The sequence below is a fragment of the Solibacillus sp. genome, assembly GCF_040273735.1.
Lineage (GTDB): Bacteria > Bacillota > Bacilli > Bacillales_A > Planococcaceae > Solibacillus.
Genome location: NZ_JBELZM010000024.1, coordinates 27,069 through 42,395 on the forward strand (window position 1 = coordinate 27,069; position 15,327 = coordinate 42,395).

Here is a 15,327-nt window from a genome sequence, read left to right on the forward strand (position 1 = left end):
ATGGCTAACAAATCAAAAGCAACTAAAGCAGTATTAGCATCACTGCTTGCTACATCAGCAATCGTACCAGCAATGGCAGTATCTGCTGACACAACTACAGAAACAAAGGCAACAGAAGCGGCAACACCAACAGCATCAAAGACGATTGATTTTAAAGTTGATGCGGATGATGCACTAAAACGTTTTATCCCAACTACAGGTAAATTAGTTGAACATAACGGTCAGCAATTTATCAATATTGAATTATCAGATGCGGTATTAGCAATGGTAAATAGCGTAACAGTAGCAGGACAACCCGCAATGGCTGAATATAACGGGAAAAAGCACATTAATATTCCAGTAACAGCTGATTATGCTCCTGTAGAAGCTACTTTAAATATGACAATTACTTTCGTTGGTAAAGATCCGGTTGATTATAAAGTTACGTTAACACCAGACGCAAAATCAATTAAAGAAGTAACGGAAACAACAAAACCAGTTGAAGAAGTTAAAGAAGAGAAAGTTTATACACCTGGTAAAACTTTTGAGTCAGTAGCGAATGGTACATACGATGTAGTAATCGATGCATACCACCCAGAAACAAATGCTGGTAACTATTCAGCAATGTTACGTCATATTTCTTCTGATGCAAAATTAGTTGTTGCAGACGGTAAATATAAATTACAAGTAACAATTTCTAAAGATTCAAATGCAATGGTTGCCGGTTTTAAAGCTAACGATAAAGATGCGTCATTAGTAGCTGGTTCAGTTACTGGAGATCCGCAAGTATTTGAATTTGATCTTGAATCAATTGGTGCATTAACGAATGCAGGTGTGCATGTTGTTGTTCCAGCTGCCAACATGGATAAGTGGTATCCATTCGGTATTGCTGTCGAAACAGCTGACCTGGAGTTACCAAAAGCTGAAGAAAAACCTGCACCAGTTGAATCTGTAAAGATGACTGTTACAGCATTAAAGAACGGAACTCAGGAATTGTCTATTATGCATAACAAATATTTGGACGATGAAGTAACAGTGACGACAACTGAAGGGGGCTATGATGTAGAATTAACATTCCCTGAAGGTCAACACTTATTAGGCTTTAATGTTGAAGGCGCAACAGTTGCATTAAAATCAGAAGAAAAAGTTGGCAATAATACAGTAAAAATTTATACGTTATCAGTAAAAGATTTAGAAGAAATCTATACTGCAACTGCTGATTTAAAAGTAGTTCTTAATGGGACGGTACTATATGAAACTTCACATGACTTCCAAATGAAGTTTGCTGAAAAGAACTCAACAACAGTGCCATTTAAAGATATCGCAAACAACGGCAACAGAGATGCAATCATTAACCTTTACAACAAAGGAATTTTCATCGCTGCAGAAAAATTCAATCCAGGCAACAACTTAAAGCGCTCTCAATTTGCGTTAATGTTAAATCGAGCATTAAAACTGGATGTACCGGCAAAAGCGAACTTCTCTGACATCGCAAAATACGATGCTGAAACAAAAACAGCAATCAATGCATTAAACGGTTACGGAATTATTAACGGTAAAACAGCTACTACATTCGCACCTGGACAAGATATTACTCGTAAACAAGCAGCTTTAATGATTTACCGTCTATTAGAAAAAAATGGCTATAAAGCATCTGGCGAAGCAGCAAAATTCTCTGATATGCCAAAAGAAGTGGAAGCATCAAAAGCAATTTCTGAATTAAATAAATTAGGTATTATCTCTGGTTTTGAGGGGAAATTCAATCCGGAAAACAAACTAACACGCTCTCAAATGGCAAAAATCTTAAACAATACATTAACTGTTGTGGACGGTTTAAAGAAATAATTCAATGAAACGTAAATGGCTTATAACAAACAGCCGTTGCTAATACTGTTTTAGGTAGGGTTGTGTTTAAAGCTCAGGCTTTCAATACAGCCCCAATCCTATTTTTAAGCAAGGGCAGTTGAGACGCTACGCTTAAATTGAACTAAACTTCCATCTAGTACGGGATGAAATTTTACTTCAGTTTAAGCAGCTAGGAGGAAAACAAATGAAGAAGTGGTTAATCGGTCTCGCACTGAGTATGGCGGTACTTGCGGGATGCGGAAATAGTGAACAGAAAGAAGAATCATCCAATACCGGCGATGACAATACTTCATCAGAACAGGCTTCGGCAGTTGAAGATGATCATCGTATTATTGCGGGAACGGTTGTCATTGCACAAATATTGGATAAACTTAATCTTGATGCGGTCGCAATTCCAGATACGGTAAAGGATTTGCCGGCTCGTTTTGATGATCTGCCGAATATCGGGAATGCAATGGATCCGGATGCGGAAATTATCAAATCGCTCAATCCAACTGAAGTATTGTCTGTTTCAACATTGGAATACGATTTAAAGAATAAATTTGAACAATTGAAAATTCCAGTCGATTTTGTTGATTTAACAGGTATTGAGTCGATGATGGGCGAAATTACAGCACTTGGTGAACGCTACAACCGTGTGGATAAGGCAAAGGCTTTAAATGATGAACTGCAGGCTGAAATTGATGCGGTAGAGGTTGCAGCAAGTAACGAAGAAAAGCCGCGAGTACTCATTTTACTTGGAGTGCCTGGCAGTTATTTAGTGGCGACGGAAAATTCATATGCGGGTGATTTAGTACGTCTTGCAGGCGGTGAAAACGTTATGGCTGGCCAGGATGCAGAATACTTGCCGTCCAATACAGAGCATTTATATTCATCAAACCCGGATGTTATTTTACGTTTATCGCACGGTATGCCGGATGAAGTTATTAAAATGTTCGATGAGGAATTTGAAAAAAATGATGTATGGAAACATTTTAATGCGGTGAAAAATGGACAGGTATATGATTTAGAGGAAGAACTATTTGGTACGACAGCAGCATTGAATGTACCGGAAGCACTCAATGAGTTAGTAGAAATATTTTATCCATAAGAACCTTGCCTTCTAGAATTAAGCAGGGCTAAGGGGATCAGCGGGACATAAACTCCCCGTTCTCGTTATCAATAACAATGTTGGAAAGGCAAAGTCTTGAGGGAGGTTTTGCTTTTCAGCATATAAAGGATGTTTTCTGTGACCAAAAAAATTTTTAGCTTTATCGCTGTCACTGTATTGCTTGTTATAACAATTATTTACGCAGCGACAACAGGCAGTATACAGATGTCATTTATCGACTTTATAACGAATTTCTTCAATGCCGAGAATGCGGATATGGCAGCGATTAAGGATTTGCGTTTTCCAAGGATTATCGTTGCGATATTTGCTGGAGCTGCACTTTCGGTTGCCGGTGTATTATTGCAGGCAATTATGCGAAATCCATTAGCGGATGCCGGCTTTATCGGAATATCCGCGGGAGCCGCGTTTACAAAATTATTTATCGTAAGCTTCTTACCGACACTATTTTTCTTCACTCCATTTGCAGCATTTATCGGAGGAGCGCTCGCATGTTTCTTCGTTTTCCTGCTTTCCTGGAAGTCAGGGCTGAATCCATTAAAGTTAATTTTGGTCGGGATTGCAATCAATGCCGTGTTCTCAGGGCTTACGGAAGCGATGATTAGCTTTGGTGCATCGGCAACAGGTGCGATTACGTCAAACCTTTCCTTAAAAACTTGGGATGATGTATCGTTGATTGTTACATATGGCTCAATCGGTTTAATTTTTGCTTTTATTTTATACGCTTCCTGCAATGTACTCGTGTTGTCCGATAAAACCGCAAAAAGTGTCGGTTTTAATGTAACAGGTGCACGTATGCTCATTGCGACGGTTGCCGTAATGCTGGCTGCTGCATCTGTAGTAGTGGCAGGGGTCATTTCATTTGTCGGAATTTTAGTGCCGCATATCGCACGTCGACTTGTCGGTTATGATCATAAAGTGTTAATTCCATTTACGGCACTACTCGGCGCATTTATTATTTTATTGGCGGATACACTTGGACGTACAATGTTCAGCCCGATGGAAGTACCGGCATCAACGATTATGGCCATAATCGGAGGACCATTCCTCATATTCCTACTTAGAAAAGAGTGACAACCAATATGGAAATTAAGCAAGTAGTCGTTTCCCATGACGGAACGACCCGTCATTTAAATGCAGTATCGACCGCTATTCCAAAAGGGAAAGTGACGACAATTATAGGACCGAATGGCTGCGGGAAATCCACATTGCTAAGTGTCATGTCGCGAAACAACAAACCGCTCGAAGGTCAGGCAACGCTCGAAAATCGGGATTTGGTGGAATATAAGCCGAAAGATTTTGCTAAGAAATTGGCGATTGTTTATCAGCAAAACGATATTCCTTCAGATTTAACGGTGGAGAAGCTTGTGATGTACGGAAGGATGCCGCATACTTCATTATTCAAAAAGACAGCGGAAGAAGATGAGGAGGCCGTTACATGGGCGCTTACTTGTACGAATCTGCTTGAAAAACGGAAACATGATTTATCCGCACTTTCCGGTGGGGAACGCCAGCGGGTATGGATCGCATTGGCGCTGGCACAAAAGTCGGAAATACTGTGTCTGGACGAGCCGACAACGTACTTGGATATATACTATCAGCTTGAACTGCTGGAGCTCGTAAAGCAGTTAAACGAACAGTACGGTTTGACAATTGTGATGGTGCTGCACGACATTAATCAGTCGATCCGTTACAGTGACCATATTATTTTGATGAAAGCCGGTAAAATTATTGCAGAAGGTGCTCCCCGCGATGTTATTACAAAAGAAGTAATCAAGGAAGTATACGGGGTCAAATCCGTGTTTCATGAAGATGAGCAGCTCGGGTTATATATGATGCCGTTAAGTATTTAATATGAGAAAAATTGTCCGAATTGTAAGTAGCATCGTGATGATTATTTGCGCGGGGATTATAATCCGTTATTTTTTCAGCTATGGGAAAGTGGAAAAAGAGCTTGAGAATGCTCAGCAAATTGTCGAACAAAGTGAGCTTGCCGCACTTCAACAGCAAAACGGTCATATTATCGGCTGGATCACACTGGAGAATACCCGTCTAAATAATCCTGTTTTGCAAAGAAATAATAATGAATTTTATCTGACTCATAATTATTTGGACGAAAAAAGTCGGGGAGGGAGCATATTTGCCGATTTTCGTAATGAGGCAATGGAAGACCGGCATACGATTTTTTACGGTCATGTTTTACGCAATGGTACGATGTTCGGAGATTTGCCTAAATTTAACGATCAGGCATATGCAGAAGCCCATCCTGTTTTTTACTATGAAACAAATGACAAGCGCTATGCATTGCATGTGTTTGCAGCCTATGAAACAACGACCGACTTTTATTATATTGAAACACAATTTACAGACTACACATATACGCAGTTTTTAGAGGAAATACAGCAGCGTTCTGATATAAAGTTGCCAGTTCACGTAACGCCTTCCGATAAAATTGTTACGTTGTCGACATGCACGACATCACAAAATGACAAAGAGCGTTTCGTCGTACATGCAAAAGTAGTCGAACTAGAAAATAAGAGGTGAAGTATGATGAAAAACAGTAAAAAATTAATGACTGCTTTACTTGCTGTTTCTGTATTGGCAGCATGTGGGCAAAAAGAAGAACAAGTAGCAGAGCCTGTGGAACAGCAGGAAGCAACGATTGATGTTAGTGCGGAAGCAGAGCAGTTTAAATCGCTTTTAGCAGGGCAAATGGATAGCTTTGTAACAGATACCGAGCTTTTAGCGAGTGCTATTAAAGAAGGTAAGCTGCAAGATGCACAGAAGCTATATCCGTTAGCAACGATGTATTATGAACGACTACAGCCGCTAGCTCCGAGTTTCCAGGAGCTTGACGGAAAAATAAACGGCAACCTTATTGAAGGAAAAGAAACTGAAACAGCAGGCTTTCAACGTATAGCTTATGGATTATTTGCTGAAAAGAAGACAGCAGGGTATAAAAAAATAGCTGATGAACTTGTTGCCAATGTAAAATCACTTCAAGCGGATTTTGCGACAATGGATGTATCGGAAAATAATGTACTTGCTTCAGCAGCGAATATGTTTCAGGGAATGGCAAATACCCGCTTAACTTCACCGAGCGTTGCCGGAAATGAAGTATATGCCGTGAAAGCGCAAACAGAAGCAGCCGAAGATTTAATGGAAGTGTTTGTACCACGTGTTTCAACTGAAAGTGCGGATGCTGCATTGAAAGCAATTACAGCATTAAACGAAATGGTAGCGTATTACGAAGTGGGAAAAGAAGATTACGTGAACTATAATATCTTTACGACAAAACAAGAACAGGAACTCATTACAGCAGTGACAAATGTAGAAAAGGCCCTACAGCAAATGAATGATTCGATTAAATAACGCGATAAATTCCGCTCTAATCAGGTGGAAACCATCCGCCATAAAAGGGAAAGATAAAACCAAAAAATAAAGCGGTTCAAATTTTACGACACGTAAAGTTTGAACCGCTTTTTATATAAAGGAATTTTTTAATCCATATGCTCATGTTTTATATATTGAGTGGCTGATTTAGGTATGTCTTTATACGAAATTTCATTGAAAGCAATTAATGCCTCATCATCAAAAGTGACAGTTAAAATTTCCGTATTTTTATTTTTTACAGGAATAAACCACTTTAATGTAATATTATTTATCTCTTCCACATGCTGGATTTCCTTGAGTAAGTTATAACTATCCTTCAATAATGTAGTTTCACTTAGAAATTCTGACGCCTGAAGGGAGACGATAACACTTTGTTTGTCGTCAACCGGTATAATTTCGATATTCAGCATAAGATTTTCGACAAACTGTTTCAGCACGATTTCAGTCAACATCAGCATAGTGTGAGTTTTTAATTGCTCCTGAGTCATCGATGCCTTTGCTTCAATGATTGTTTCTTCCTGATCGGAATTCTTCATTTTTATAATATATTGTACTGAAACGGCGCAAACAAAAATAAGTAAGGCGATTAACATAGATTTCAGTAATTTATTTAAAATAAGGATAACCTCCTATGAACTTAGCTTGATAATCACTATTATATAGTCATTATGCCACAAAAAAATACTAAAAAGGACTGTCAATTGTGACAGTCCTTTTAAAAATTAAGTATTTTGTTCTTCATTAGGAATAGTAGCAACAAATTCGTCAAAGTATAAAAATGATTCATCCTCAAGTTGTTTTACTTTCTGTTCGTTTAATCCAATAGATAATGGCCCCGAAAAAATCTCGCCCCACCAAGTTTCAGTAATAATCATTTTATATAGCCTCCTTGTACGATTGTTTTACATTACTTATTATGTTCGATTATTAATTGATTATTTATTTAGTTATGAAATTCCCATATGTCTTTATTTATAAACATTTCTATAAAAATTAAGACAATTTAATCATGAAGCCTCCTTTTTTAGCAGGATATTTTTTTAACTTTGTAGTAGTTATTACTATAGTTAATATGTGTGAACAGCTATAATTTATGCATACATTTATCTTCATTCAATAAAAATGATTATTTTTTTTAGCTGATGATGAATGAAGCTGGATTTCTGTATAGGTCACGGATATTAATTTTGGGAAGGATGAAAAAAATGAATTTTACTGCAAATGATGTTGAACAAATGATTGAGAATCAACGCGCTTTTTATTTTACGGGCGCTACAAAAGATGTAGAATTTCGTAAAGAGCAGCTCGTAAAATTAAAGGAAACAATAAAAAAATATGAAGAACAAGTAATAGAAGCTTTGGCATTGGATTTAAGAAAAAGCGAGTTTGAAGCATTCACAACAGAAATCGGTATTGTTTATGATAGTATTTCCTATTTTTTAAAAAATATAAATAGCTGGATGGAACCGCAGCCTGTCAAAACCCCGCTCCATTTCCAGCCTGCAAAAAGCTATGTTGTACGTGAACCATATGGAGTGACATTAATTATCGGACCATTCAACTATCCATTCCAACTGATTATGGAGCCATTGATCGGGGCGATTATCGGAGGGAATACGGCAATCGTAAAACCATCGGAATCAGCTGAAAATACAGCATTTATTGTAAAAAAAATTCTGGAGGAAGTATTCTCTCCTGAATATGTACGTGTTGTAGAAGGAGAAAAGGATGAAGTGACGGCACTAATTCACGCATCTTTTGATTATATATTCTTTACGGGAAGTGTGGCGGTTGGAAAGGTTGTTGCAAAAGCAGCAGCAGAGCGACTTACACCAATTGCATTGGAATTGGGCGGAAAGAGTCCTGCAATTGTCGACCAAACAGCAGATTTGGATGTAGCGGCAAAACGGATAGTGTGGGGGAAATTCAATAATACAGGCCAAACATGTGTGGCGCCTGATTATGTTCTTGTCCATACAAGCGTTGCGAAAAAATTTACGCGTCTCCTTAAGAAAGCAATTAAAGACTTTTATAGTAATGATCCACAGCAAAGTCCGGACTACGGGCGTATTATAAATGAACGCCAATTCGACCGCCTGCAGACTATCCTAGATAAAGAACGGGATACTGTCACATTTGGTGGACGCACAGACCGTGAAGATTTATATATGGAACCGACAGTACTGGAAAATATTACGTGGGATCGACCTTCCATGGAAGATGAACTGTTTGGACCGATTTTACCGGTTATGACATATGAGAATTTACCAAAAGCGATCCATGAAATTCGTCAATTACCGAAACCATTAAGTGCTTATTTGTTCTCGGAAAATGAAAAAGCCATTGCATACTTTCTAGAAGAGCTTCCGTTTGGCGGGGGCTGTATAAATGATGTGATTACACATGTCGGCAATACTCACTTACCGTTTGGCGGAGTGGGGCCTTCAGGTGTAAAGGCATACCACGGGAAAGCAAGTTTCGAAAACTTCACACACCCGAAATCGATTATGCATCGTTCTAATAAACTGGCAAATAGTTTGCTATATCCGCCGTATAAACAAAAAGTGAAACTTGTTCGAACAATTATGAAATAAGAAAAAGAAGGCTTTCCCGAACAGTGAAATCAGGAAAGCCTTCTTCTATTATTCTGTCATTATCGGGAATGTTAATAATATTTCAGTCCCGACATGCTGCTTGCTTTTAATTTGGATGGATCCTTGATGATCTTGTACAATTTTATTGATAATCATCATGCCGAGCCCTGTTCCATTTGTTTTCGTCGTATAGAAAGGTTCAAACATCCGATCGAGTACATTTGGCGGGATACCGCATCCAGTGTCAATAATTTGGATATAAATTTCCTTCTCATCTTTACTTTTGCATACTTGTAATGTAATAGAACCATCTTCATTAATCGCTTCAATCGCATTTTTAAATAAATTTATAAATACTTGTTTCAGTTGGTTTTTGTTTCCTAAAATTGTAATGTTCAAAAATCCGTTAATAATTTTCAAGGAAATCGCTTTTGATTGAAACTCATATTGAAGAAACTGGACGACTTCCGATAGGGCTTCCGCCAAATTAATTGGCGCATACTGGTTTGCTTGAGGTTTAGATAATACAAGAAACTCCGATAAAATTAATTCGATTCGCTCTGTTTCATTTTGAATGAGCTTTGTATACTCATAGTAAGGTGAATCAGGATCTTCATTCATCATTTGAACATAGCCGGAAATGACCGTCATCGGATTGCGTATTTCATGGGCAACACCAGCAGCAAGCTCTCCGACAAGCTTTAATTTTTCCGATTGTAAAATCAGATTTTCATTTTCTTTAATATAGGAAATGTCCCGCGAAATTACAGACGATCCGATAATCTCACCATGCGGACTCAATATAGGCGACAACGAAATTTGTGCATCAAAAAAAGTGCCGTCCTTTCTCATATCGGTCGTTTCATGCAGTCGATATTTTTTTCCGAGCAACAAATCTACTTTCCTTTGCATTGACTCTTCTTCATTTTCCGGGGGAATGAGCGGTAAAACACGCCCCAATGCTTCCTCCTTAGACCAACCATACAATTTCTCGAATGCAGGGTTGACCGCAATAACACGGTCCTCCAAATCAAATACAGCAATTGCATCATTAGCCTGTTCGAAAAACAAATGTAAATATGCATGCTTTGAATTCAAATAATATTCACGGTCGCTTGCATTTTTCTCTAGCTTTAACCAAATTTGTTTTATTAAAAAACTTTGACCAATACTCATGATGAAGACTGTAATTAAAAAGCTGAAAAGTAAAAGATGATCTTCTGATTTAAAACTATGATAAGGTATCATTGATAATTTATCTAAAATAAAAATTTCAATGAACACAAGTACAATATTGATGAAAGATATAATAAAGGAACGGTAAATGGTTAAAATCGCTATAACCCAGATAAAAGTATAAAACGAAATTATATTTACATTTTGATAGTTAAAAAAGAATACAATCATATGCCATGTACAAATCAATATAATTTGAAGCACTTTTGGAGGCGTTTTTAAATAATACAAAGCGATGAGAATAATGCAACTTCCAATGCTGATAACTAAAAATGAATAAGGATGCTTGAACAGCTGTGTAACAATAACAGTAGTAAAAATAAGCGTTGAGAAACAATAAGTAATAACCATAAGCAAATTTCGCTTATTCAGAATTTCATGTTGCTGCATAAAACACCTCGGATAAGTAATATTAACTATAATGATACAGTAATTCATGATGTCGATAAATGGCGAATTTTGATATGATAGATATATCGTATAAATAAATAAAATAAGTGAACAAAGCGGAGTCTTTATTTTAAGAAAATTTTAGTTCTTAAATTCTGTATATTGAGTCAATAAAGAGAAAAAAGAACTTATGTATTATATGTCCAAAGTCCTTATTTTGCAAACATGTTTATTTTATACGGAAACATTACAGTTAATGAAAAGCGTGGAAATTTCAATCTATGCACAGTATGATGATTAGTACATAGAAGAAAATTATCATTCGCAATTATATTGCAATTGTGGGGGAAAGAATTATGTATGCAGAAGAACTTTTAAGTACACTGATGCAAAAAAAAGTTGTAGGTCAATTACCGAAACTGATTACCGATATTGCGATTGACTCGCGCAGTGTACAGCCAAACAGTTTATTTATTTGTATAAAAGGTTTTACGGTGGACGGGCATGATTATGCTCAAAAGGCCGTTGATGCAGGTGCAACTGTAATCGTTACAGAACGTCTATTACAATTAGATGGTGAAATTGCACAAGTAATCGTAAAAAATACGACACGTACACTTGGCATTTTAGCAGCAAAGTTTTTTGATTATCCTTCGAAGGATATTATGATGATCGGGGTAACAGGTACAAACGGGAAAACAAGTGTATCTGGGATTATCCACAATATATTAATCGGACTTGGCGAAAAATCGGCATTGTCAGGAACAATCGGTTTTAATTTAAATGGAGTGCTATATGAATCGGCAAATACGACAAGTGATTCATTAAATACACAACAGATGATTTTCCGTGCGAAAAGCGAAGGCTGTCGTGCAATGGTTATGGAAGTTTCATCACACGGTTTAGCATTAGGCCGTTTAGCCGGTGTTGACTATGATGTGGCGGTATTTACAAATTTAACGCATGACCATTTAGATTTCCACGGTACGATGGAAAACTACGGCAACACAAAAGGTTTGCTGTTTTCTCAGCTTGGACAAGACTTGGAGAAGAACAAGCATGTCGTTTTAAATGCTGATGATTCATGGTCCGAGCGCTATGCTGAAATGACACCATATCCAATTTGGACTTACGGATTGCATAATAATGCGATTTTCCGTGCAGTGAACTGCAATTATGAAAATGGAATGACTCAATTTGATATGGAAACACCGGAGGGTACATTCCCGGTATCGATGCATTTACTTGGTGAATTTAATATTTACAATGTCCTTGCAGCAACAGCCGTGTTCTATGCTCGCGGTTTCCCGATTGATGTCATTATTGAACAAATTGAAATGCTGCCGCCGGTAAAAGGGCGAATGGAAAAAGTAGATTCGGATTTACCGATTCAAATGTTCATCGACTATGCGCATACACCGGATGCAATTGAAAAAGCGATCAATGCGGCAATGCCATATAAAAAACCGGAAAATAAACTGATTTTCCTTGTTGGTACAGGTGGCGGACGCGATAAATCGAAACGTCCGACGATGGCGGAAAAAGCATCTGTTGCAGATTATGTTATCTTGACGACGGATGATCCGCGCTATGAGGAATTTGACAGTATTACGGGTGATTTGGCAAAAGGTATGAAACATAAAAATTATGCCTGTATCGGTGACCGTGCAGAAGCTGTTAGACATGCGGTAAGTGTTGCAAATCCTGGTGATATAATTATTTTCGCAGGTAAAGGTCATGAGGACTACCAAATTATCGAAAATACGAAATATCCGCATAGTGATGCGAAAATTGCGATTGAAGCTGGAAAGTTAAAATTTGTATAGATTATGCTATAATTTTTTCAAATCCACCGTGTTAACGTAATAGCGTTAGCGGTGGATTTTTTTGGAGGTGACAAAAATGATCCATTCATTTTTACTTAGTATGATTGCGTATTGCACTGTGAGTTTCCCGATTTATTGCATATTGCGAATGTTCTATATGAAAAATAAAACAAGAAGTGCGCGGCGCGAATTGATGATGCTCGTATTTTTCTTTTACAGTGTCAGTATTTTTTCACAAACGATTATCCCAAATTTCCAAATCTCGAATGGACAGATCATTTTTGATACTTCGACCGCATATGTGCGCAGCAATTTCACCCCATTACAAACAATTATGCTGTATTATGACCAATTGAATGGACCATTGGCAAATATCGCATTTTATAATTTGGCTGGCAATATTATTTTATTTATTCCTTTCGGTTTCTTTATTCCGCTGTTATGGAAAAAATTCAGAGGATGGCGCATCATGCATATCGTTGCATTTACCATTCCGTTATTTATTGAGGGAACACAATATTTTATTGGTCGTAGTATTGATGTCGATGATGTATTATTAAATGCAATCGCCGTTGTAATCGGTTTTATGCTCTTCAAAATATTCCGGAGATTACGTAAAATGAGCATGCCAAAGTAAAAAAGGTTGTAACAGATGACTGTTGTCTTTTAAAATAAGAAAGTATGAAAAAAGGAGACGAAATTAATGACTTTAGAACAAGATATATTATCGCGTCGTACATTCGCCATCATCAGTCACCCGGATGCTGGTAAAACGACGATTACAGAAAAGCTACTATTATTCGGTGGTGCGATTCGTGACGCAGGAACAGTAAAGGGGAAGAAGTCAGGAAAGTTTGCGACATCTGACTGGATGGAAATCGAGAAACAGCGTGGGATTTCGGTTACCTCTTCTGTTATGCAGTTCGATTATTCAGACTGCCGTGTAAACATTCTGGATACACCTGGACACCAAGACTTCTCGGAAGATACGTACCGTACGTTAATGGCTGTAGACTCGGCTGTCATGGTAGTCGATGCGGCTAAAGGGATCGAAGCCCAAACATTAAAGCTATTCAAAGTTTGTAAAATGCGTGGTATTCCGATTTTTACATTTATCAACAAGTTGGATCGTCAAGGTAAAGAACCACTAGAGCTTATTGAAGAGTTGGAAGAAGTGCTTGGTATTAATGCATATCCAATGAACTGGCCGATCGGTATGGGTAAAGAATTCCTTGGAATTTACGATCGTTACAACAAACGTATCGAGCAGTTCCGTGTAGAAGAAGGTGACCGCTACTTACCGCTTGATGAAGAAGGGCATTTAGCAGTTGATAACGATATGAAAAAAACATCGTACTATTCACAGGCTATCGACGATATCGAACTTCTGAATGAAGCTGGAAATGAGTATTCGGAAGATAAAATTGCACGTGGTGAATTGACACCGGTGTTCTTCGGTTCGGCATTAACAAACTTCGGTGTTCAAACATTCCTTGATACGTATTTAAAATTTGCACCGATTCCTCAGCCTCGTATTACGGAAGATGAGCAATTTATCGATCCTGTAGATTATGGTGAGTTTTCTGGTTTCATTTTTAAAATTCAAGCAAATATGAACCCTGCACACCGCGACCGTATCGCATTTGTGCGTATCGTATCAGGCAAATTTGAGCGTGGAATGAACATGACACTTTCACGTACAGGTAAATCTTTCAAAGTGACACAGTCAACACAGTTCCTTGCAGATGATCGTGAAACAGTAAATGAAGCTGTTGCCGGTGACATTATTGGTCTGTATGATACAGGTACGTATCAAATTGGGGATACAGTGGTCGGAGGTAAGAAAACATTCAACTTTGAAAAATTACCTCAATTCACACCTGAAATTTTCATGAAAGTTTCGGCGAAAAACGTAATGAAAGGGAAGCAATTCCAAAAAGGCGTTCTGCAATTAGTGCAAGAAGGCGCAATTCAGTATTTCAAAACAATGCATACTGAAGAAGTCATCCTTGGTGCGGTTGGTCAATTACAGTTTGAAGTATTCCAGCACCGAATGATTAACGAATACAATGTAGAAGTAATCATGCAGCCGATTGGCAGCAAAATTGCACGTTGGATTGAGAACGAAGAAGATGTAAAAGATTCTATGCATTCTCAACGTTCTATGCTTGTTAAAGACCGTTTCGATAATAAAGTATTCTTATTCGAAAACGAGTTTGCGATGCGTTGGTTCTCTGAGAAAAACGAAAATATTCAATTATACAGCTTGTTATAATCCAATATTAAAGCCCCGGCGATTTTCTTTGAAAAAATGCCGGGGTTTTTTGCGTTTTGAGAGAAGGTAGGCATCGTGAGCAGGACGTTTATTAAAAGTATTAGGCTGAAAAATAGAAAGGTAAGCGGGAAAATTAGAACTATTCTGAGCGAAAGTAGAATGTTTTTACAGGAATGTGGAACGAAATCGAGAGAAAGTAGAACGCCAGTCTTTAAAAGAGGATATTTCAGGTGAAAAAGTAGAACGATTCACCTGAAAAGTAGAACTCCTCTCCAGCCTCAGCTCTCTGAAATCCATTCATTCTCCCGCATCTATACGGTAAGACCGGTCAAATTTATATTTCCCGTCTTCATATGTCCGTTCAAGAAAATCAATCTCCCCATTATTGTGGAAAACAATGGCTGTCGAGCAGCGAGTGCCGTAATTAGGAAGTTTTACAAATTGTGCTGATAAGGACCGTTCCAGATGGATACCTACACCAGTATTTGGCAATACTTCATCTAGTGCGATTTCGTCATTTGCCAATAGCGAAATTAAGGTGTTCACTTTGACTGCTTCGTTATTTACTGTATGTTCCAGGACGGTCTTCGCTGAATTTACTTTTGGCCATGGTGTATTGAAAGTAGCGTTACTTACACCGTAAATTCCGCTTTCTATAAT

Annotated in this window: 14 protein-coding genes; 10 read left to right on the plus strand and 4 right to left on the minus strand. The window is 37.9% G+C overall.

The window, feature by feature from the left end; all coding sequences use genetic code 11:
* The 6 genes from ABS917_RS17505 (at position 1) to ABS917_RS17530 (ending at position 6,325) form a co-directional block, all read left to right on the plus strand.
* Positions 1 to 1,824 (plus strand): S-layer homology domain-containing protein, encoded by a 1,824-nt coding sequence (locus tag ABS917_RS17505; RefSeq protein WP_350480195.1) that lies wholly within the window; start codon positions 1 to 3, stop codon positions 1,822 to 1,824.
* Positions 1,825 to 2,029: 205 nt separating this feature from the next.
* The gene (gene isdE / locus ABS917_RS17510) at positions 2,030 to 2,935 is read left to right on the plus strand and encodes a heme ABC transporter substrate-binding protein IsdE (RefSeq protein WP_350480196.1); all 906 of its coding nucleotides are present in this window, start codon (positions 2,030 to 2,032) and stop codon (positions 2,933 to 2,935) included.
* 138 nt (positions 2,936 to 3,073) lie between these two features.
* Entirely contained in the window at positions 3,074 to 4,027 is a 954-nt protein-coding gene (locus ABS917_RS17515; protein WP_350480197.1) for a FecCD family ABC transporter permease, read from the plus strand.
* A gap of 8 nt (positions 4,028 to 4,035) precedes the next feature.
* Positions 4,036 to 4,806: an ABC transporter ATP-binding protein gene (locus tag ABS917_RS17520; protein ID WP_350480198.1), complete on the plus strand. Its 771-nt coding sequence runs from the start codon at positions 4,036 to 4,038 to the stop codon at positions 4,804 to 4,806.
* 1 nt (position 4,807) lies between these two features.
* Entirely contained in the window at positions 4,808 to 5,497 is a 690-nt protein-coding gene (srtB, locus tag ABS917_RS17525; RefSeq protein ID WP_350480199.1) for a class B sortase, read from the plus strand.
* 6 nt (positions 5,498 to 5,503) lie between these two features.
* Entirely contained in the window at positions 5,504 to 6,325 is an 822-nt protein-coding gene (locus ABS917_RS17530; RefSeq protein WP_350480200.1) for an EfeM/EfeO family lipoprotein, read from the plus strand.
* A gap of 128 nt (positions 6,326 to 6,453) precedes the next feature.
* Here the strand turns inward: ABS917_RS17530 and ABS917_RS17535 are convergent, their stop codons facing one another.
* Positions 6,454 to 6,882, minus strand: a complete 429-nt coding sequence (locus ABS917_RS17535; protein WP_350480201.1) for a hypothetical protein — start codon at positions 6,880 to 6,882, stop codon at positions 6,454 to 6,456.
* Positions 6,883 to 7,068: 186 nt separating this feature from the next.
* Positions 7,069 to 7,221: a hypothetical protein gene (locus tag ABS917_RS17540; protein WP_008403534.1), complete on the minus strand. Its 153-nt coding sequence runs from the start codon at positions 7,219 to 7,221 to the stop codon at positions 7,069 to 7,071.
* 330 nt (positions 7,222 to 7,551) lie between these two features.
* Between ABS917_RS17540 and ABS917_RS17545 the strand changes: the two genes are divergently transcribed.
* Positions 7,552 to 8,940 carry an aldehyde dehydrogenase gene (locus tag ABS917_RS17545; protein ID WP_350480202.1) on the plus strand — a complete coding sequence of 463 codons (1,389 nt, stop codon included), beginning with the start codon at positions 7,552 to 7,554 and terminating at the stop codon, positions 8,938 to 8,940.
* A gap of 48 nt (positions 8,941 to 8,988) precedes the next feature.
* Here the strand turns inward: ABS917_RS17545 and ABS917_RS17550 are convergent, their stop codons facing one another.
* On the minus strand, positions 8,989 to 10,566 hold the full coding sequence (locus tag ABS917_RS17550; protein ID WP_350480203.1) for an ATP-binding protein: 1,578 nt from the start codon (positions 10,564 to 10,566) through the stop codon (positions 8,989 to 8,991).
* A 356-nt stretch (positions 10,567 to 10,922) separates the two neighbouring features.
* Between ABS917_RS17550 and ABS917_RS17555 the strand changes: the two genes are divergently transcribed.
* The 3 genes from ABS917_RS17555 (at position 10,923) to ABS917_RS17565 (ending at position 14,667) form a co-directional block, all read left to right on the plus strand.
* The gene (locus ABS917_RS17555; protein WP_350480204.1) at positions 10,923 to 12,392 is read left to right on the plus strand and encodes a UDP-N-acetylmuramoyl-L-alanyl-D-glutamate--2,6-diaminopimelate ligase; all 1,470 of its coding nucleotides are present in this window, start codon (positions 10,923 to 10,925) and stop codon (positions 12,390 to 12,392) included.
* A gap of 76 nt (positions 12,393 to 12,468) precedes the next feature.
* Positions 12,469 to 13,029, plus strand: coding sequence for a VanZ family protein (locus tag ABS917_RS17560; RefSeq protein WP_350480205.1), 561 nt, complete (start codon positions 12,469 to 12,471; stop codon positions 13,027 to 13,029).
* A gap of 66 nt (positions 13,030 to 13,095) precedes the next feature.
* Positions 13,096 to 14,667, plus strand: a complete 1,572-nt coding sequence (locus ABS917_RS17565; RefSeq protein WP_350480206.1) for a peptide chain release factor 3 — start codon at positions 13,096 to 13,098, stop codon at positions 14,665 to 14,667.
* Positions 14,668 to 14,964: 297 nt separating this feature from the next.
* Here the strand turns inward: ABS917_RS17565 and ABS917_RS17570 are convergent.
* A partial coding sequence (locus ABS917_RS17570; protein WP_350480207.1) for an NRDE family protein occupies positions 14,965 to 15,327 on the minus strand: 363 nt, incomplete at its 5' end.

Bases quoted from the DNA above. Each gene is read 5' to 3' on its own strand.
- ABS917_RS17505 (WP_350480195.1), top strand. From the start codon at position 1: ATGGCTAACAAATCAAAAGCAACTAAAGCAGTATTAGCATCACTGCTT.
- isdE (WP_350480196.1), top strand. From the start codon at position 2,030: ATGAAGAAGTGGTTAATCGGTCTCGCACTGAGTATGGCGGTACTTGCG.
- ABS917_RS17520 (WP_350480198.1), top strand. From the start codon at position 4,036: ATGGAAATTAAGCAAGTAGTCGTTTCCCATGACGGAACGACCCGTCAT.
- srtB (WP_350480199.1), top strand. From the start codon at position 4,808: ATGAGAAAAATTGTCCGAATTGTAAGTAGCATCGTGATGATTATTTGC.
- ABS917_RS17530 (WP_350480200.1), top strand. From the start codon at position 5,504: ATGAAAAACAGTAAAAAATTAATGACTGCTTTACTTGCTGTTTCTGTA.
- ABS917_RS17535 (WP_350480201.1), bottom strand. From the start codon at position 6,882: ATGAAGAATTCCGATCAGGAAGAAACAATCATTGAAGCAAAGGCATCG.
- ABS917_RS17540 (WP_008403534.1), bottom strand. From the start codon at position 7,221: ATGATTATTACTGAAACTTGGTGGGGCGAGATTTTTTCGGGGCCATTA.
- ABS917_RS17545 (WP_350480202.1), top strand. From the start codon at position 7,552: ATGAATTTTACTGCAAATGATGTTGAACAAATGATTGAGAATCAACGC.
- ABS917_RS17550 (WP_350480203.1), bottom strand. From the start codon at position 10,566: ATGCAGCAACATGAAATTCTGAATAAGCGAAATTTGCTTATGGTTATT.
- ABS917_RS17555 (WP_350480204.1), top strand. From the start codon at position 10,923: ATGTATGCAGAAGAACTTTTAAGTACACTGATGCAAAAAAAAGTTGTA.
- ABS917_RS17560 (WP_350480205.1), top strand. From the start codon at position 12,469: ATGATCCATTCATTTTTACTTAGTATGATTGCGTATTGCACTGTGAGT.
- ABS917_RS17565 (WP_350480206.1), top strand. From the start codon at position 13,096: ATGACTTTAGAACAAGATATATTATCGCGTCGTACATTCGCCATCATC.